General features: G+C 68.9%; 20 protein-coding genes. 11 read left to right on the top strand and 9 right to left on the bottom strand.

The genetic code is table 11. The annotated features are described in order from the left end of the window. Positions 1–22 precede the first annotated feature (22 nt). Positions 23–877, top strand: a complete 855-nt coding sequence (locus NV348_RS33170; RefSeq protein WP_447150427.1) for a universal stress protein — start codon at positions 23–25, stop codon at positions 875–877. Positions 878–901: 24 nt separating this feature from the next. Here NV348_RS33170 and NV348_RS33165 read toward each other — a convergent pair whose 3' ends face one another. From NV348_RS33165 to NV348_RS33155, 3 genes are all read right to left on the bottom strand, one after another. Then, entirely contained in the window at positions 902–1,372 is a 471-nt protein-coding gene (locus NV348_RS33165; RefSeq protein ID WP_447150426.1) for a pyridoxamine 5'-phosphate oxidase family protein, read from the bottom strand. Next, entirely contained in the window at positions 1,369–2,145 is a 777-nt protein-coding gene (locus NV348_RS33160) for a sigma 54 modulation/S30EA ribosomal C-terminal domain-containing protein (protein ID WP_447150425.1), read from the bottom strand. The genes NV348_RS33165 and NV348_RS33160 overlap by 4 nt, the downstream gene beginning before the upstream one ends. 132 nt (positions 2,146–2,277) lie before the next feature. Continuing rightward, on the bottom strand, positions 2,278–2,862 hold the full coding sequence (locus tag NV348_RS33155; RefSeq protein ID WP_447150424.1) for a QsdR family transcriptional regulator: 585 nt from the start codon (positions 2,860–2,862) through the stop codon (positions 2,278–2,280). A gap of 71 nt (positions 2,863–2,933) precedes the next feature. On the opposite strand from NV348_RS33155, the gene NV348_RS33150 reads away from it, so the two are divergent. The 3 genes from NV348_RS33150 (at position 2,934) to NV348_RS33140 (ending at position 6,255) form a co-directional block, all read left to right on the top strand. Next, positions 2,934–4,097, top strand: coding sequence for an acyl-CoA dehydrogenase family protein (locus NV348_RS33150; protein WP_447150423.1), 1,164 nt, complete (start codon positions 2,934–2,936; stop codon positions 4,095–4,097). Between the two features lie 9 nt (positions 4,098–4,106). After that, positions 4,107–5,234 carry an acyl-CoA dehydrogenase family protein gene (locus tag NV348_RS33145; RefSeq protein ID WP_447150422.1) on the top strand — a complete coding sequence of 376 codons (1,128 nt, stop codon included), beginning with the start codon at positions 4,107–4,109 and terminating at the stop codon, positions 5,232–5,234. Positions 5,235–5,313: 79 nt separating this feature from the next. Continuing rightward, positions 5,314–6,255 (top strand): aminoglycoside phosphotransferase family protein, encoded by a 942-nt coding sequence (locus NV348_RS33140; protein ID WP_447150421.1) that lies wholly within the window; start codon positions 5,314–5,316, stop codon positions 6,253–6,255. Between the two features lies 1 nt (position 6,256). Here the strand turns inward: NV348_RS33140 and NV348_RS33135 are convergent, their stop codons facing one another. The 3 genes from NV348_RS33135 to NV348_RS33125 form a co-directional block, all read right to left on the bottom strand. Next, complete coding sequence (locus NV348_RS33135; protein ID WP_447150420.1) at positions 6,257–6,808, bottom strand: imine reductase family protein; 552 nt, start codon at positions 6,806–6,808, stop codon at positions 6,257–6,259. A 245-nt stretch (positions 6,809–7,053) separates the two neighbouring features. Further along, positions 7,054–7,638 carry a winged helix DNA-binding protein gene (locus NV348_RS33130; RefSeq protein ID WP_447150419.1) on the bottom strand — a complete coding sequence of 195 codons (585 nt, stop codon included), beginning with the start codon at positions 7,636–7,638 and terminating at the stop codon, positions 7,054–7,056. 48 nt (positions 7,639–7,686) lie between these two features. Then, a complete protein-coding gene (locus tag NV348_RS33125) occupies positions 7,687–8,130 on the bottom strand; it encodes a winged helix DNA-binding protein (protein ID WP_447150418.1) in 444 nt (147 codons plus the stop codon). Between the two features lie 131 nt (positions 8,131–8,261). On the opposite strand from NV348_RS33125, the gene NV348_RS33120 reads away from it, so the two are divergent. After that, the gene (locus NV348_RS33120) at positions 8,262–8,888 is read left to right on the top strand and encodes a TetR/AcrR family transcriptional regulator (RefSeq protein WP_447150417.1); all 627 of its coding nucleotides are present in this window, start codon (positions 8,262–8,264) and stop codon (positions 8,886–8,888) included. Between the two features lie 119 nt (positions 8,889–9,007). Here the strand turns inward: NV348_RS33120 and NV348_RS33115 are convergent, their stop codons facing one another. Further along, on the bottom strand, positions 9,008–10,129 hold the full coding sequence (locus NV348_RS33115) for an acyl-CoA dehydrogenase family protein (RefSeq protein ID WP_447150416.1): 1,122 nt from the start codon (positions 10,127–10,129) through the stop codon (positions 9,008–9,010). 91 nt (positions 10,130–10,220) lie between these two features. Between NV348_RS33115 and NV348_RS33110 the strand changes: the two genes are divergently transcribed. Then, positions 10,221–10,922 (top strand): winged helix-turn-helix transcriptional regulator, encoded by a 702-nt coding sequence (locus NV348_RS33110; protein ID WP_447150415.1) that lies wholly within the window; start codon positions 10,221–10,223, stop codon positions 10,920–10,922. Positions 10,923–10,934: 12 nt separating this feature from the next. On the opposite strand, the gene NV348_RS33105 is transcribed toward NV348_RS33110, so the two are convergent. After that, positions 10,935–11,120, bottom strand: coding sequence for a pyridoxine 5'-phosphate oxidase C-terminal domain-containing protein (locus tag NV348_RS33105; protein ID WP_447150414.1), 186 nt, complete (start codon positions 11,118–11,120; stop codon positions 10,935–10,937). A gap of 168 nt (positions 11,121–11,288) precedes the next feature. Between NV348_RS33105 and NV348_RS33100 the strand changes: the two genes are divergently transcribed. The 4 genes from NV348_RS33100 (at position 11,289) to NV348_RS33085 (ending at position 15,184) form a co-directional block, all read left to right on the top strand. Continuing rightward, positions 11,289–11,528 carry a hypothetical protein gene (locus tag NV348_RS33100; protein ID WP_447150413.1) on the top strand — a complete coding sequence of 80 codons (240 nt, stop codon included), beginning with the start codon at positions 11,289–11,291 and terminating at the stop codon, positions 11,526–11,528. Positions 11,529–11,601: 73 nt separating this feature from the next. Next, a complete protein-coding gene (locus NV348_RS33095; protein WP_447150412.1) occupies positions 11,602–12,810 on the top strand; it encodes a site-specific integrase in 1,209 nt (402 codons plus the stop codon). Positions 12,811–12,880: 70 nt separating this feature from the next. After that, on the top strand, positions 12,881–13,630 hold the full coding sequence (locus NV348_RS33090) for a GNAT family N-acetyltransferase (RefSeq protein WP_447150411.1): 750 nt from the start codon (positions 12,881–12,883) through the stop codon (positions 13,628–13,630). A 198-nt stretch (positions 13,631–13,828) separates the two neighbouring features. Further along, complete coding sequence (locus NV348_RS33085) at positions 13,829–15,184, top strand: amidase (RefSeq protein WP_447150410.1); 1,356 nt, start codon at positions 13,829–13,831, stop codon at positions 15,182–15,184. Here NV348_RS33085 and NV348_RS33080 read toward each other — a convergent pair. Continuing rightward, complete coding sequence (locus tag NV348_RS33080) at positions 15,164–15,649, bottom strand: nitroreductase family deazaflavin-dependent oxidoreductase (protein WP_447150409.1); 486 nt, start codon at positions 15,647–15,649, stop codon at positions 15,164–15,166. The genes NV348_RS33085 and NV348_RS33080 overlap by 21 nt on opposite strands. 344 nt (positions 15,650–15,993) lie before the next feature. Between NV348_RS33080 and NV348_RS33075 the strand changes: the two genes are divergently transcribed. Further along, a complete protein-coding gene (locus NV348_RS33075; protein ID WP_447150408.1) occupies positions 15,994–17,316 on the top strand; it encodes a family 1 glycosylhydrolase in 1,323 nt (440 codons plus the stop codon). Positions 17,317–17,341 lie beyond the last annotated feature (25 nt).

Raw genomic sequence — 17,341 nt, 5'->3', positions numbered from 1 at the left:
TCCGAGCAGTGAGGCAGACTCGATGTCAGTACCGAACACCAGTCCCGTCGTCGTCGGGGTCGACGGCTCCGAATCCGCGCTCGCCGCCGTTCGCTGGGCGGCCGGGGCCGCGCTGCTGCGCAGGGCACCGTTGCACGCGGTGCACGCGATGAGTTCGGGGTGGGATCTGGGGCGGGCAGGCACCGTGTCGATCCACAATCAGCGTTTCCACGACGATGGTGCAGCCGCCGTGGCCCGAGCCGCAGCGCTCGCCATCGCCGAAGCCGCACCACAGCACCTCGACGTGGAAACATCGGTGGTCAGCCCGGCGCCGGTCGCGGCCCTTCGCCGCCGCGCCCGCCATGCCCAGCTCCTCGCTGTCGGGACCCGAGGCCTCGATGCCTTCGAGCGCACACTGCTCGGCTCCGTCAGTGCCTCGCTAGCCCGACGCCCGGTCTGCCCGCTCGCCGTGATCCCACATCCCGGCCGTCCCGCGTCGGACCGCCTCCCGGTGTTGGTCGGGCTCGACGGTTCGCCGGGCAGCGACCGCGCACTCGATCTCGCGATCGAGGAAGCGGCTCTACGTGGTGTCGGTCTCCTCGCACTGCGCGCATGGACAGAACCCGGTCCCGGACTGCGCGACTCGCAGATGACCGAGCACACCCACCAGCTCCTGGCCGACAGTCTGGTCGGCTACGGCGAGAAGTACCCGGGAGTGCCGATCACCAGAATCGTCACCGGCGACGACCCGGCGCGACGGCTGCTGCGCGAGTCGGCGCACGCGCAACTGCTGGTGCTGGGCAGTCACCGGCGGGGCAGCCGCGACGGATTCGGGTCGGTCAGCCGAACCATCTTGCACGCCACCGAGATTCCGCTGGTCCTCGCCGACCACCGCTGAGGCCGGCCGATCACGTCGGTGATCTCATGTCGGATCCGATCGCGGGGATCGCTGGTCGCTCTGCTGCTCGAGCACCCGGATTCCTGCGACGATCTCGGGTTCGATAGCGATGACGGTGTCCATCACCCTGCCGACCCACGGCCGCAACAGTTGTTCGTAGCGGGCCACCCGGGCGGGATCGGTGACGGTGCGCGCCAAACCGGTGACCGTGACCGACCAGCCGGTGCGCCGCACCGGATCGATATCGTCGACCTCGTAGGCCACGACCACCGGCGAATTGCCCTGCACCGCACTGGTCAGTCGCGAGGTGAGCCGGGTACGCACGATGATCACATCGTCGTCGACGAGGTGGTTGACCGGACGGATCGCGGGCAGCGCGTCCCGGGTGAACAGCACCCGCCCGAACGGCGCGCCCGCCAGCAGCCGCATGGCCTCGGCGCGTTCCAGTTCGACGACGGCACGACCGTCGGCATCGTCACCGGCCAGCTCGATCACGACCCGGCCTCCGGATCGGCGGCACCGACCTGCACGGGCTGCACACTGGCCAGATCACCGTCGTAACGGCGGTAGAGGAGGCGACCGCGACCGCTGTCCGCCTCGGTGAAGAACAAGTGCGGCAACCCGAATCGGCATACCCGGCTCGCGGCGTCGGACTCGGTCAGGTGCGGTGCCGGATGCGGATTCACCGTGAGTGTCATTCCGGCCGGACCCTCGGGTAGTCGCGTCCGGTGTTGCCGCGCCAGCCGCACTCCCAGCGGACCGGCCCAATAGACGACGGCGTCCTCGCCGGACTCCGCGTCCACGAACAGGTGCGCGTCGTAGTCCAGCGCGTCCAGCACCCGGGTCGCGGTGGCGGGGTCCGCGCAGCGCAGCACGCAGCGCTTCCGCCGGACGATCGGCCGGTCCTCGGTGACCACGGCCAGCGGCGGTCGCGCCGGATCCGGCCACCGCCGCAGCGGTCCCGCCGGCCTCGACCGGGAGATCGCCCGATCGAGTCGTTCGGAGACGGTCGTGGCCACGAAATCGGCGGGGCTTTCCACCTGCACCCGGACTGCTGCGGCCACTCGGCCGGCGTTCACCTGCGCCAGCACAGATCCAGCCCGGGAAGGTGTGGCGGACAATCGGATCCGGGCGGGACCGTCGATGTGACGGGACCGCAGCACCGCGGCGACCGCTTTCGCTGTCCGGGCGACGTCCGCGGTGTCGACAGCACCGCTGGTCGTCACCCCGATCTCCGGACCGGCCCAGCGCAGTTCAGGAGAACTCACGTGATCCGACCTCGCTTCCGCTGATGATCCTCCCCGTACACGGGCTCCGGCCAATAGCACCACTCCCGCGCTCCCGCGCTTAGGGGCTAAGGTCCCGGCGCCTCGTGACCATCGACCCGAAGTTCGTCCGCCTCAGGCGCGCAAGAGTGCCGCCTGGACCTGACCCAGGCGCTCGACATCGCCGCGGAAACCGGCGACGGCGTCGTTGTAGAGGAAGGCTTCCCAGAGCCGGACCAGTGCGTAGGCCAGGGTGCCGCGCTCGATCGGTGGGTGGTAGCCCTGATCTTCGGCGCGGGCGATGAGTCCTTCGACGACGGCGACCGCGGCTTGGTGGACAGGGCCGTCGCTGCGGGTGATCAGGCGCAGGGCGGCGGTGGATTCGTTGTCGAAGTAGGTGCGCAGTGAGTCGTCTTCGACCAGCCACTGGATGCAGCGATCCAGGATCTGGTTGAGACGTTCGGCGCCGGTGGCGTCGCTGGTGCGGTCGGCGTAGGCGACCATCCGCTCGAGCTGGCTGGCGATCGCGGCGCCGAGCAGACCGTCGCGGGAGCCGAACCAGCGGTAGATGCTGGTCCGGCCGAGGCCCAGGTGGGCGGCGATGGCGTTCACGTCGATGCGGTTGCCGGACAGGAACATCTCGACCGCGGTGCGCAGCACGTCCTCACGGCTGGCCGCGGCGGGGCGTCCCGGCGCTCTGGTCCCCTCGGCTCGCGTCACATCGCACAGCATAAGGGCTCCCTCGCGACCAGCATTTGAAACATTTCAATCTCTGTGTAACATACTCGACCATGCAATTGGCACTCACCGAGGACGAGCTCGCCTTCCGCGACGAGCTGCGTGCTTTCTTCCGGCGCGAAATCCCCGCCGACATCCGCAATCGGGCCAGGCATATGGCCGAACTCAGCAAGGACGACATCGTCACGACCCAGCGCATCCTGCACGCGCACGGGCTCGCGGTACCGCACTGGCCGGTCGAGTGGGGCGGCCGCGAGTGGACCCCGATCCAGCGCCACCTCTGGCACGACGAGATGCAGCTCGCCTCGGTGCCGGAGCCGCTGACCTTCAACACCAACATGATCGGACCGGTGATCGCCCAGTTCGGGTCACCGGAGATGAAGCAGCGCTTCCTGCCCGCCACCGCGAACCTCGACATCTGGTGGTGCCAGGGCTTCTCCGAACCCGATGCCGGCTCCGACCTCGCTTCGCTGCGCACGGTGGCCGTCCGCGACGGCGACCACTACGTGATCAACGGCCAGAAGACCTGGACCACCGCCGCTCAGAGCGCGGATTGGATGTTCTGCCTGGCCCGCACCGACCCGGACGCGCCCAAGAAGCAGGCCGGCATCTCGATGCTGCTGTTCCCGCTGGACTCCCCCGGCGTGACGGTTCGCCCGATCGAGCTCATCGACGGTGGCTTCGAGGTCAACGAGGTGTTCCTGGAGAACGTGCGGGTGCCGGCGGACCAGCTCGTCGGCGCGGAGAACCAGGGCTGGACCTACGCGAAGTTCCTGCTCGGCAACGAACGCACCGGCATCGCCGCCGTCGGCCAAACCAAGGTGCGGCTGTGGCTCGCCAAGGAATACGCCAAGCAGACCCGGCTCGACACCGGCACCCTGCTCGACGACCCGGTCTTCGCCGCCCGCATCGCCGAGCTCGAAAACGAGCTGCTCGCACTGGAACTCGTCCAGATGCGGGTCGTGGCGGGCTCGGCCGACGGAGCCCCCAACCCGGTGTCGTCGATTCTCAAGCTGCGCGGCACCGAGCTCCAGCAGGCGGTCACCGAACTGCTCGTCGACATCGCCGGCCCCGACTCCCTCGCCCGCGAAGGCGACAGCGGCGACTGGGCGCGTCGCAGCACCGCCACCTACCTGAACTACCGCAAGACATCGATCTACGGAGGATCCAACGAGGTGCAGCGCAGCATCATCGCTTCGACGATCCTCGGATTGTGAGACAGCACCATGGATTTCGAACTCACCACCGAGCAGGACATGCTGCGCGACACCGTGCGCAGCGTGCTGACCCGCCACTACACCCATGAACGCCGCGCCCAGGTCATCGGCACCGACCCGGGCTGGGACCCGCAGGTATGGTCGACCTTCGCCGAGATCGGACTGCTCGGGCTCACCATCGCCGCCGAGGACGGCGGGATGGGTGCCGGTCCCATCGAAACGATGCTCGTGCTCGAGGAACTCGGCCGCGTCCTGGCGCCGGAACCGGTGCTGGACTGCGCGCTGCTGCCGGGCGCGATCATCTCCAGGGCCGGGTCGGAGGTCCAGCGCAAGGAGATCCTGCCCGAGGTCGCCTCGGGTGACCGTCGCCTCGCGTTCGCCCACGGGGAGCCCGGCGTCCGTCCGGTGACGGCGAAGGTCACGACCCAGGCAACCCCGGTGGGCGACGGCTGGCAGGTGACCGGGCGCAAACATCCGGTGCCCTACGGCGATGGCGCCGACCAGTTCATCGTCAGTGCGACGCTGCCGGACGGTGGCACCGGACTGTTCCTGGTCGAGCCCACCGATTCCGGCGTCACCATCGCCGGTTTCCGCACCCATGACGGGCGGCGCGGGGCCGACCTCACCTTCGACGGCGCGACCGCGGTGCCGCTGGGCGCGCCCATCGATGCCGCCGATGTCATCGCCGACATCCTCGTCACCGCCCAGGCCGCGCTCGGCGCCGAAGCGATCGGCGCGATGTCGGAAGCGTTGCGGCTCACCACCGAATACCTGTCGACCCGTCAGCAATTCGGTGTGCCGCTGCGCGCCTTCCAGACGCTCACCCAGCGCGCCGCCGACATGTACGTGTCGCTGGAGCTGGCGCGGAGTATGAGCCTGTACGCGTCGATGTCACTGGCCGACGGTGTCGCCGACCCCGTCGTCGCGGCCCGCGCCAAGCTGCGGATCGGGCGCTCCGGCAGGCACATCGGGCAGGAAGCGATCCAGATGCACGGCGGAATCGGGATGACCGCCGAGTACCCGGTCGGCCACTACACCGCACGTCTGACCGCCATCGAGCACACATTCGGTGACTCCGGCGATCATCTGCGCTACCTGGCCGGTCACGTCGCCGACCACCAGCTGGCCGAGATCTGAGCACGCCCCTCGACATCGCCGCAGCTCAGCGAGTGCGGCGATGTCGAGCAGCCGCCGGCGGCATGGCACTATCGCCGTCATGACAGCCGACCTCACCGCCGAAGACCTCGCCGCCCGCACCGCCCGCGCCGTCACGGCGGCGGTGGCGGCGGGGCGCGAGTTCGGGCTCACGGTGACCGAGCCGGTGGTGCTGCACGACATGTTCTCCGTCGTCGTGCAGCTGCGGCCGTCGCCGGTCGTCGTGCGGGTGCCCACCGTCGTGCCCGCCCAGCTCACCGTCGATGCCCAGTCGGCGCGCCAGCGAACCGAACTCGAGGTCGTGTCGTGGCTCGCCCAGCGCGGCGTCCCGGTCATCCCGCCCAGCCCGCTCGTGCCGGTCGAACCTGTTCAGCGCGGCGGGTTTTCGATGACCTTCTGGCAATACGCCGAGCTCGAACCGAGCGCGGAACCCGACTATGTGCACCATGCCGCCCTGGTCGCCGAGCTGCACCTGGCCCTGCGCGACTACCCCGGCGAGCTGGCGTTCCTGACGGCGGCCGAACCGGGGGTCGTCGGCGATGGCCTCGCCGCGCTCGACGGCCTCCTCCCGACCGCAGACATCGACCGCGCGCGGCGCGAATGGGACCTGCTCGAACCACTGGCGTCCTCCCGCGCGGCCTTCGACACCGAATACCCCGGCGTCGACCTGCAGCCGATCCACGGCGACGCACCCGCCTACAACATCGTCACCACGTCGCGGGGCCCGCTGTTCGCCGACCTCGAACTGGTCACCTTCGGCCCCGCCGAATGGGACCTCGCCGCGTTCGGCCCCGAAGCCGCCGCCGCATACGACACCGCCGCCGATCGCCTCGGCCTGCGCCGCCTCGATCCGCGCCTGCTCCGTTTCGTCGAAGCGGTCGGCATGGCCCGAACCATCGCCTGCCTCACTCTGGTCCCGCAACAGCCGATCCTGCGCGACGGCCTCGCTCCCGCGATCGACCACTGGCGTTCGATGCCGTTCGCCGGTGGAGTGTTCGGGTGAGTCAGCCCTTGCCGAAGCGTTCGACCAGCCGTGCGTAGCTGTCGTGGGCGTACCCCGCGTCGATAGCCTCGGCGACGAGGGCTCTGGTGTAGCCGGGCAGATCGGCGTCGATCCCCCGGGCCCGGCTCTCGGCGATCAGGTCGTCGAGGGAGGGCAGGTGGTGTTCGAGCGCGCCGAACGGAGTCGCGAACTCCGCGCGGTCGATCTCGCCCGCCAGCATCGGGAACAGGGACGACAGCGCCGCCAGCGAAGGCTGTGCGCGCTGCTGGAAGTCGTCGATCCGGATCCCCGCGTCGCCGAGAAGTGCCGCGGCGTGGAGGAAACCGTTGAGCAGGCCCCACATGATGTCGTGCACGGCCATGCCGTACAGCACGGCCGCACCCGGGTAGGCGGACACCAGAGTCGGGCGGCCGCCGAAGACCCGCAGCAGGGATTCGTGTCGGTCGAACACCTCCCGTGGTCCACCGTAGAACACCACCGCGTCCGGTGATCCGATGACCGGAGCGATGGTCATGATCTGCCCGTGCAGATGGTCCGCGCCGGACTCGGTCACCAGTTGCGCAGTCGCCCTTGCCTCGTCCGACGGGCCGTCGGTCAGATCGACCCCAGAACTGCGACCGCTACCGTCTCTGCACTCCGATTCTCGCTCATGATTCGGACACTAAAAGCTCAACCCATCTTCAGGTCAAGGACGCTCGGCAGGGGCGATCCGACACCCGGGCCTCGGCCGCGGGGAATCACTGCGCGCGCACCTCATGAGACGGCACGGGAAACGGCGGGCGTGGTCGGGAATTCGGTTCAGCGGTGGGCGAGTTCGGCGGCCATCCGGGCGGTGATGGTGGTCAGCACGCGGGCTGCGGTGGCCAGGTCCTCCGGCGCGACGGCGCTGTACGCTGTCGCCACGATCTTCCCGGATTCGGCGCGGACCTTGTCCGCGAGCGTGGTACCCGTGTCGGTGGGCTCGATCAGATCGCTGGAAGTCGCTTGCAGCAGGCCACTGTCGAGCAGTGCGGTCAGGGCGGTTTCGACGTCGGTGCGATTCCACTGGGTCAATCCGGTGATGCGGGTGACGTGGGCGGCCCGATCGACCGGTGCGCCGGTGGCAAGTGCCTGGTTGAGCACGATCCACTGCTTCTCGTCCAGTGTGGTGCCGGCCAATGCGCGGGTCAGGACTGCGGTGTGGTGCTTCTCGGCCTGGCCGATGATCGAGGGGCTGAGCGTTGCCGGGGTAGTGGTCGGAGCTGGTTCGGTCGTACTCGCGGCCGCGACGGTGGTGCCCGAGGACGGGCCGGTGTCGGCGGCTGTTCCGTTGCAGCTGGTGAGCAGCAGTGCCGCGGCGATGACCGAGACCGCGATGCCGACGTTGGTGGTTCTGCTGGACATGGTGTGAAACCTTCTCCATTCGGGTGTTCGGATCGATCGACAGCCAGTTCAGGCGCGGGCCAGTTCCTCGGACATGCGGGCGGTGATGGTGGCCAGCACGCGGGCTGCGGTGGCCAGATCCTCGGGGGCGACCGCGCCGTAGGCGGCGGTCACGATCGCGCCCGATTCGGCGCGGACCTTGGCGACCATGGCGGTGCCGTCTGCGGTGGGCTCGACGAGATCATCGGAAGTCGCTTGCAGCAGGCCACTGTCGAGCAGTGCGGTCAGGGCGGTTTCGACGTCGGCGGGATTCCACTGGGTCATGCCGGCGACGCACGAGACGTGAGCGTCCGGAGCGACCGGTGCGCCGGCGGCCAGCGCCTGGTTGAGCACGATCCACTGCTTCTCGTCCAGCGTGGTGCCTGCCAATGCGCGGGCCAGAATCGCCGTGTGGTGCTTCTCGGCCTGGCCGATGACCGACGGGTTCAGGGTGGCCGGGACGGTGGTGTTCATTGCGATCTCCTTGTTCGGGGTGGCGCTCGTTGCCGTGAACAATTCTGACACTGAGTATCAGCCGTGCGCAAGTGTCACTTTCGACTGAGTTTCTTTCGTGCCCGAGGTTCGTATCGAGCTACGATTCCGGCATGCCCATCGACGACCGCGCTCTGCCGCTGCGCGAACGCAAACGGCTCCGCACCCGCCGCGCTCTGGCCGACGCCGCACTACGGCTGTTCACCGAGAAGGGTTTCGCCGCGACCACCGTGGAGGAAGTGGTCGACGCGGCAGAGGTCTCCCGCAGCACCTTCTTCCGGGCCTTCCCCACCAAGGAAGCCGTGGCCGTCGAGGCCGAGACCGAGCTGTGGACGGGCTATCTCGACGCCCTGACCGACTGCGACCTCACCGGCCCGGTGCTCACCGCGCTACGCGACATCCTCACCGACGCGGTCACCGCGCTCCCGGACGACTGGGACGCTCGCTACGTCGCCACCCGCAAACTGGTCCTCACCGCCCCCAGCCTGCTCGGTCACCTCGACTACACCCGATCCGGCGTGGAAACCCGAGTAGCACAACAGCTCTCGGACACACTAGCGCTCCCCGAGGGCGACCTGCGCCCCCGCGTCCTCGCCGAGCTGACCACCACGGCCTGGAGCATCGCCGGCCGAGGCTGGGTCGCCGCCGCCGCCGACGCCGGCGGTGGCCGAGACGATCTCCTCGAACGCCTGCACCAGTCCTTCGCCGTCATCCCCGAAGCACTCCGACTGTCGGCGTAGCCAGTTGCCGACACGGTCGACTCCGCCGGACTCCAACAGCCCGGTGCGCTCGCCCGCCGCGAGATCCACGTGCGGGAGAAGACGCGATCGCCCTGGCCGCCCACCGGGACATAGCGTGATCAGTAGATCGGGCTGTGGCCCAACAGGACCCGGCCGCTGAAACGGGTCTGTTTGGCGCGGGGCAGGGGATGGAACTGGCAGCCGTGGATGTCGCGGTAGAGGCGTTCGAGGTCGCAGGCGCGGGAATAGCCCGCGCCGCCGGTGGTTTCGATGGCCAGGCGGACAGTGGTGATGAGCGCGTCGGCGGCGACGGTCTTGCGGCTCAGGGTGCGCGCCGCGTAGGCGTCGGTATTGGCGAAGGCCAGGTCCTCGGAGTCGGCGAACATGGCGGTGATCAGATCCGCGGCGGTCGTGTAGGCGTTGAGCATCTCGCCTGCCGATTGCACCGTGTGCGCTTCGGTGCGGCCTTCGAGCATGCGGGCGGTCAGGTCGACGGCGGCGTCGGCGACACCGAGGTAAGCCGCCAGCACCAACGGCAGTGCCGCCCCGATCACCACATTCAGCACCGGCGGCCAGGCACCGGCGGGACGGATCATCGACACCGCGGCATCCGCGACGAATACCTCGTCGAGCACCACCGTGTGCGATCCGCTGGCGCGCAGACCGAACGAATCCCAGGTCTTGTCGATGCTGACGCCGGGCGCGCTCATCGGCACGGCACAGTGCAGCACCTGATCGTCGAAACGGACGCTGGTCACCAGTACGTCACCGACCTCGCAGCCGCTCGCCGGTGCCTTCCTGGCGCTCACCAGATAACCGCCGTCGACCCGCACCGCCGTGCCGTTGGAATCGACCCAGTCCGACGCCCCGGTGCTGACCAGGATCGCGCCGGCCGCCACCTTGGCGAACACCGCCGACGCGTCGACGCCGTGCTTGTGCCGCCACACCTGCGCGGCCACCAGATGCGAATGCATGGCGAAGGCGACGGCGGTCGACGGATCATGGCGACCGAGTTCCCGCAGGATCTCCCCCATCTCCTGATGGGTGGCACCGCCACCGCCGAACTCGACCGGGACGAGCGCCGCCGAGAGTCCGTCGGCGCGGAGCCGGTCGAAAGCGGCGACGGAGATCTCGCCGGTGCGATCCCGCTCGGGGACCTCCGAACGCAGGGATTCACCGATCTGGCGGGCCAGCGCGAGCCGGTCGGTGCGGGACGTGGTGTCGGAAATCGTGGAAGTCATGTTTCGAAGGTAGGAAGCGCCGCGATAACCGGATAGTCCAGAAAGTGGACTCTCCCGGTCCAGGAAATGGACCCCCGTCGGTGAGGTGACCATGACCGATACGACCGCAGGCTACGGCCAGTACTGTCCGATCTCCCGCGCGCTCGACGTGCTCGGCGAACGCTGGTCGCTGCTCATCCTGCGCGACCTCTACCTGGGGACCACCCGCTTCAACGACCTGGCCCGCGGTCTCCCCGGCCTGTCCCGCAGCCTGCTCGCCAAACGGCTGCGCCAGTTCGAACGCGCCGGGCTGCTCGACAAGATCGGCGCCGACCACCTGCTCACCGAGGCGGGCACCCAGCTCGAACCGATCCTGTTCGGCCTCGGCGAGTGGGGTGCCCGCTGGACCTTCAGCGCCCCGCGGCACGAGGAACTCGACGCCGCCCTGCTCGTGTGGTGGATGCACACCCGCGTCGACACCTCCGGTTTCCCCGGCAGGCGCAATGTCCTGCAGGTCCGGTTCACCGACGATGTCCGCCGATTCTGGATCGTGGTCGAGGGTTCCACGCCTTCGGTCTGTGAGACCGATCCCGGCTACCCCGTCGATGTCGCCATCATCGCCGACGTGGCCGCCCTCTACGAGGTCTGGCTCGGCCGCATGCCGCTGACCCACGCCCAGCGCACCGGTCGGGTGAGCTTCGCCGGGCCCGCCGCCCTGACCCGCCGGATGCCCACCGTCCTGCGGTTGAGCCCGGTCGCCGGCTACGTCAGCGAGGCCGCCCTCGCCGAGAACCCCACCGCCCGCGCGTCCTGACGTCGACGAACCTCACGGCCACAGACGCTCGCGCACCCAGGTGTCGTCCGCCCGGCGGTATCGCAGTCGGAGGTGCCGTCGGTCGTGACTCGCCTGCCAGAATTCGGCCTCGACGGGCGCGGAACAGCTCGTGCGGTGCCGGCGATGCCGAGTCCGGGTCGAAGTCCGGGAGCTCGTCGGGAAAGGAAGCCCAGCCACGCAACGAAACCATGCCCCGACCGTACGGCCACCCGCTCGCGGCGGGTACCACCACCGCCGACGAACCGCGCGCCGGGCCCCCACCCACCAACTCTGAAAACGTGGCGGTTATCACTCCAGGGCCCACCGTGTTGGCCACGGCCGTAATCAAAACGTTAGGGTTCAGACATGGTTCGTCACGGAGCAGCACACACCGATCCGGATGTGCCGAATGTTCCTCTCCCCCAGCAACATCCGGCACGCCTAGCACTCGTCGACGAACCCGCCGGCGCCCCCGAAACCCCCGCGGACCAGGTCGACGACCACTTTCCGCGACTCGGCGACACCAGTTTCCTCACCACCGCCGCCCGGCACCGGCTCGCCGCCTACATCCACACCAAGCTCGCCGAACTGGCCGAGATGCCGTGACGGTCCGCCGATGACCTAGGCTCGGACGCCAGGAGTCATCGGCGACAGACTGATTCACGCGAGGAGTGGCGACGTGAGCGGCAACGACGCAGCGGTCGTCCTTCCCGAACAGGTACGGACCGAACTGCGCCGCGGCGTGCGCAGCGTCCTCGTCGACACCGCCGCACTGCGGCTGGTCCGCGAACGATTCGACGACGACCAGGCCGACGCCCTGCGCCGCTACCTCGAAGCCTCCCAGTCGGCGAACACCCTGCGCGCCTACCGCACCGACTGGATCGCCTGGGCGGGCTGGTGCGCGGCCGAGCACCGGCAGGCACTGCCCGCCGACCCACTCGACGTCGCCGTCTATCTCGCCGCGGCCGCCGACGCCCGCCGCGACAACGGCGCCTGGGCATTCAGCCCCGCGACACTGGACCGCAAGTCGGCCGCCATCGCCGCCGTGCACGCCGCCAACGGACTGCCCTCGCCGACCCGCTCCGACGTCGTCCGGCTGACCCTGCGCGGTATCCGGCGCACCCGCCGCACCCCGCCGACCCGCAAACGCCCCGTCCTGCTGCACACCCTCGATCAACTGCTCGCCGAACTCCCCGCCCCCGAGTGGCCCACCGAACCCGCCCGCCGCCGCGACGCCCTCGCCCTGCTGGTCGGCTTCGCCGGCGCACTACGGCGCAGCGAGCTCGCGGGCCTGCGCATCAGCGACGTCCATGTGCGCACCGATCACACCACCGGCGAACCACTGCTCGTCGTGCACCTGCCGACCACGAAGACCGACCCGACCGGCGTCGCCGAACAGCGCATCGCACTGCCGCGCGGCAAGCATCCGCGCACCTGCCCGATCTGCGCCTACGCCGACTGGGTCCGGCTCCTGGAAGTGCACGCGGCGGCGGGCGACCTCGGCACCCGCGCCTGGACAGCCGAACACCCCGTGCCCGACACCACGATCCATCGCTGTCACGGCTTCACCGGCACCCCACTCGGCACCGACGCCGACCGGCCGTTGTTCCCCACGATCAACCGGCACGGCTCCATCGGCGCGGCCCCGCTGTCCGGTCGAGCGGTCGCCGAACTCGTCAAACGCTATGCCGCCCGCGCAGGCCTCGACCCCGACCTGTTCTCCGGCCACTCCCTGCGCGCCGGATTCGCCACCCAGGCCGCGCTGGGCGGCGCCAGCGACCGCGAGATCATGCGCCAGGGCCGCTGGTCGAACCCCCGCACCGTGCACGGCTACATCCGCACCGCGAACCCGCTCGAGGACAACGCCGTCACCAAACTCGGCCTCTGACGGCGATGATAATGAGTCGGTTTTCGCGGCTTCCGGGCGTTCGGTCGCCACATGTCGAGAAGGGACGACAATGACCCGACCGGGCAACCATCACTGCTACGTCGACGCGGTAACCACCTACGTCGCCACCCATGTGGTGCGAGCGCATGAATCCAGAGGCGGCGAAGCGTCGAGTTGGTTTCGCACCGGCGCTCCCAGCGACGAACTGAACGCGGTGCTGCGACTCGGCGGTGATCTTCCCCGCGAGATCGAGCGGTTGCGGGACCTGTTCGACGGCGCCCCTGCGTCCTGGCATTTCTGGCGAGAAATCGACCCTCCGGAAGTTCCCGAGCTACTGGCGCAACAGAACCTCGCGCTGTTCGAAACCGAGCCGCTCATGGTTTTCGCGGACACCGACACCGTGGCGCATCAGCTCCTCGATCCACGCGAGCTCGCGCGGATCGAGGAAGTCACCGACGAGACCGGTCTCGCGGAGTGGGCGGCCCTCTGGTCGGGTGCCGCTGGTGCGAAGGCATTGGTGGCGGGCCTGTGTCAGGGCTTGGAACTCGCATCGACGCGCTACCTGTTGTGGCGTGAGCACGGCGAAGTACTCGGCTGCGCCGCCGTCGTGACCAGCGCGTCGGGCGCATCGATCGAGCACATCGTCACGCGATCCGATCACCGCGGGCGAGGGATCGGCACCGCGCTCACCCAGCGTGCGCTCGAGCTCGCACTCGACGCGGACCCGGATCGCGTAATACTCACCGCCTCGCCCGACGGAGAACAGATCTACCGACGACTCGGGTTCGTCACCGTCGGGCACGTCGACCGGTATGGGTGACACCCCACAGCGAATACCGCACGGCGGCGATACCGCTCCGGCGCCGCCGCATGTTCGAAATACTCCCATGCCACCGGTCAGCCAGAATGAATTACACAAGGGTGGATAGATGGTGAGACGTCTATCCCATTGTGCGGATCGGCATTTCATGTCCTTCACTCAGGGAGTCCGATCACTGCGGACGCTACCGTCCGATTCATGGAGTGGAGTTTTCTCGCGGCCGAAAGGCTTGTGGCCGCGTTGCGTGCCGGTGAAGTGACCTCGGTGGAACTGACCGAGGAGGCGATTGCTCGTATCGAGCGCACCGACGAGATGATCAACGCGATCTGTGTACCGGACTTCGACCGCGCGCTGGCCGCGGCGCACCGTGCCGATGAGGCGCGCGCCCGCGGCGAGGACCGGCCACTGCTCGGCATTCCGGTGACGGTCAAGGAGTCCTGCAACATCGCCGGGCTGCCCACGACCTGGGGCATGCGAGATATCCAGAGCTTCAACGAGATCTACGGCACCACCAACAATCCGTGGGATCACAGCCGCACGTCGGGTGGCTCGTCCGGCGGTTCGGCGGCGGCCCTGGCGGCCGGATTCGGCGCGCTGTCCATCGGCTCCGACCTCGCCGGTTCGCTGCGCACCCCCGCGCATTTCTGCGGTGTCTACGCGCACAAGCCGACACTCGGGTTGGCACCGACCCGGGGCATGGTCGCGCCGCCCACGCCGGCCTTGCCGATCGACCTCGACCTCGCCGTCGTCGGCCCGATGGCACGCACCGCGCGCGACCTCACGCTCCTGCTCGACGTGATGGCCGGACCGGACCCGCTGACCCACGGCATCGCCTACCACGCGGCACTGCCGACCGCGCGCCACGAGCGGCTGTCGGACTTCCGTGTCCTGATCCTGGAGGACCATCCGTTCATCGCGACCGGATCGGCGGTGCGGGCTGCCGTGAACCGGGTCGCCGAGGCGCTCGTCGACGAGGGCGCCCACGTCGAACGGCGCAGCCCGCTGCTGCCCGATCCGACCGAAGCGGCGACGCTCTACATGCAGCTGATGCTGTCGAACGCCGCGGCGAGTCTTCCCCTCGACGTGTACGAACAGCTACAGACCCGAGCCGCCGGCCTGAGCGCGAACGACCGGAGTCTCGATGCGGCGCGACTGCGCGGCATGGTGCTCAGCCACCGCGACTGGGTCGAGGTGAACAACCGTCGCGAGCTCCACCGCCACGGCTGGCGGCAGCTCTTCGCCGAGTTCGACGCCGTGGTGTGCCCCGTCACGCCGACGCCCGCCTTCCCACACGACCACAACGGAGGTCTGGAGAACCGGCACATCGACATCGACGGCGTCCGCTACCCGTACTTCGATCAGCTCGTCTGGGCCGGCGTGGCCACCATGCCCGGCCTGCCCGCCACCGCCATACCCGCGGGCCGGTCCCCCACAGGTCTGCCGGTGGGAGTGCAGCTCATCGGTCCGATGTTCGAAGACCGCACCCCACTGCGGCTGGCCGAACTGCTCGAGGAGAAGATCGGCGGCTTCCGATCAGTCAGCGATACGGTCTAGGCGGAAGATGCGGAACTCGCGGCCACCAGACCGTTCGAACTCCATCTCGTAGCCGGGCCAGAACTCCACGGCCTGGTCCCAGACGCGCTTGCGCTCCACCCCGGTGATCTCGGCGACCGTCACCGGGAACGCGGCGCTGCTGTTGTAGCGCACCGAAGCCGTCCGCGCCGCCCGCAGGTTCGCCGACCACGCCGGGTGATCGGGCTTGCCCCAGTTGGAGCCGACCAGATAGAAACCGTCGCCGTCGGGTACACACAGCAGCGAGGTCGTGCGGGGACGGCCGGACTTGCGGCCGACCACGGTGACCTCGATCGACGGCAGCCCGGCCAGGTCCAGCACTCCCCACCGGCCGCCGCTGAGCCTGCGCAGCAGTCGTTCGGTCGGCAGCACGATGCCGGCGCCGCGCATCACCCAGGGCTGTGCCGCGAATTTTCGTGCGAGGGCAGGTAAGGGATTCCACGCCATCATCGAATCCTGGCTCGAGCGAAACCGATACCTCGACTCGGAACACGCCGCTGAGAGGCAACTCACTCACTCACCCGGACTGGCGCCGCGCCATGCGGACGTCGTCGGCCCTCTCCTCGTCTGTGCGAGTGAGTGGTGGTTTCGGATGGACATGTTTGTGAAGTTGTGAGCTGTAGTGTTCCCAAGGCGAGGATTCATAAGTAGATGCGCATATCTACGTAACCACATGTCATAAATAGGAGTTCGAGTTCTTCAGGCGCCGCACCGGCGTGACTCCCGGAATCCGTCGTCCTGATGACGCACACTGGACCACTCCCCCACCCTTTCTTCCAGGAGCGAGTGTCATGCCCTCCCCCAGCGGTCGCCGATTCCTCGCCACAGTCGCCCTCGCCGCCGCGGCACTCCTGGCGACCAGCCCCTCCCCCGCCCTCGCCCGCCCACCGGCACCGGCACAGCTCACTCCCCTCGGACCCGAGTTCCTGTGGGGTGTAGCCGCTTCCGGCTTCCAGGCCGAAGGTGATGCGCCGGACAGCAATTGGCGTCGTTACGCCGCCTCCGGTGCCACCCACGACCCGTATCTGAACTCGGTGGACTTCCGTACGCGGTACAGCTCCGACATCGCCCTCGCTGCGGATCTCGGTGTGCGCGTGTACCGCATCGGCATCGAGTGGGCGCGGGTACAGCCACAGCCGGGCGTCTGGGACAAGATCGCACTCGCCTACTACGACGACGTGGTAGGCGCGATTACCGACGCAGGCATGCGCCCGATGCTCACCCTCGATCACTGGGTCTATCCGGGCTGGGCCGCCGATCGCGGTGGCTGGCGCGATCCCGAGATCGTGCCGAACTGGCTCGCGAACGCGCGGGTCGTGGTCGATCGGTTCGCCGGCGCCGACCCACTGTGGGTGACCTTCAACGAGCCCACGTTCTACCTCGTCAACGAAGTGCGCCGGGGCGGAATCGGCGTGGCCGACGTCCCCGCCATGGGCGACCGGATCGCCCAGGCGCACAACAGCATCTACGACTACATCCACGCCGTGCAGCCCGGCGCTCAGGTCACCAGCAATATCGCCTTCATCCCCGGCGTCGACGACGCGGTCAGCGGGCCACTGCTCGACCGGATCGCGGCCCGCCTCGACTACATCGGCATCGACTACTACTACGGCCTCGCCCCCACCCAGCTCACCGTCCCCGACTTCGACCGCCTCTGGACGCTGCCACTGCAATCCGAAGGCATCTACTACGCACTCGACCACTACGCACGCCGCTTCCCCGGCAAGCCGCTCTACATCGTCGAGAACGGCATCCCCACGGAGAACGGCCTCCCGCGCGCGGACGGATACACCCGCGCCGATTCGCTGCGCGACACCGTCTACTGGCTGCAGCGCGCGGTCGCCGACGGCATCCCGCTCATCGGCTACAACTACTGGAGCCTGACCGACAACTACGAATGGGGTTCCTACACACCACGTTTCGGTCTGTACACGGTCGATGTGCTGACCGACCCGACGCTGACCCGTACCCCGACCGACGCGGTCGCCGCCTACCGCGCGATCACCGCGGGCGGCGGCGTCCCCGCGGACTACCGCCCGACCCGCCCGCCGGTCCCGTGCTCGTTGGTCGACGCGACGACGAGCTGCACCGATCCCGTGTCGGTCCCTCGGTAGCGGTTTCCGCGTGTCCCGGGTGCTC

The organism is Nocardia fodinahabitans (assembly GCF_052983615.1).
This window is presented reverse-complemented; position numbering and strand designations above follow the sequence as displayed.

Coding starts and splice junctions, on each gene's coding strand:
- NV348_RS33075 (WP_447150408.1), top strand. CDS start 15,994: ATGCCCTCCCCCAGCGGTCGCCGATTCCTCGCCACAGTCGCCCTCGCC.
- NV348_RS33145 (WP_447150422.1), top strand. CDS start 4,107: ATGGATTTCGAACTCACCACCGAGCAGGACATGCTGCGCGACACCGTG.
- NV348_RS33120 (WP_447150417.1), top strand. CDS start 8,262: ATGCCCATCGACGACCGCGCTCTGCCGCTGCGCGAACGCAAACGGCTC.
- NV348_RS33085 (WP_447150410.1), top strand. CDS start 13,829: ATGGAGTGGAGTTTTCTCGCGGCCGAAAGGCTTGTGGCCGCGTTGCGT.
- NV348_RS33150 (WP_447150423.1), top strand. CDS start 2,934: ATGCAATTGGCACTCACCGAGGACGAGCTCGCCTTCCGCGACGAGCTG.
- NV348_RS33080 (WP_447150409.1), bottom strand. CDS start 15,649: ATGGCGTGGAATCCCTTACCTGCCCTCGCACGAAAATTCGCGGCACAG.
- NV348_RS33110 (WP_447150415.1), top strand. CDS start 10,221: ATGACCGATACGACCGCAGGCTACGGCCAGTACTGTCCGATCTCCCGC.
- NV348_RS33130 (WP_447150419.1), bottom strand. CDS start 7,638: ATGTCCAGCAGAACCACCAACGTCGGCATCGCGGTCTCGGTCATCGCC.
- NV348_RS33125 (WP_447150418.1), bottom strand. CDS start 8,130: ATGAACACCACCGTCCCGGCCACCCTGAACCCGTCGGTCATCGGCCAG.
- NV348_RS33090 (WP_447150411.1), top strand. CDS start 12,881: ATGACCCGACCGGGCAACCATCACTGCTACGTCGACGCGGTAACCACC.
- NV348_RS33170 (WP_447150427.1), top strand. CDS start 23: ATGTCAGTACCGAACACCAGTCCCGTCGTCGTCGGGGTCGACGGCTCC.
- NV348_RS33115 (WP_447150416.1), bottom strand. CDS start 10,129: ATGACTTCCACGATTTCCGACACCACGTCCCGCACCGACCGGCTCGCG.
- NV348_RS33140 (WP_447150421.1), top strand. CDS start 5,314: ATGACAGCCGACCTCACCGCCGAAGACCTCGCCGCCCGCACCGCCCGC.
- NV348_RS33100 (WP_447150413.1), top strand. CDS start 11,289: ATGGTTCGTCACGGAGCAGCACACACCGATCCGGATGTGCCGAATGTT.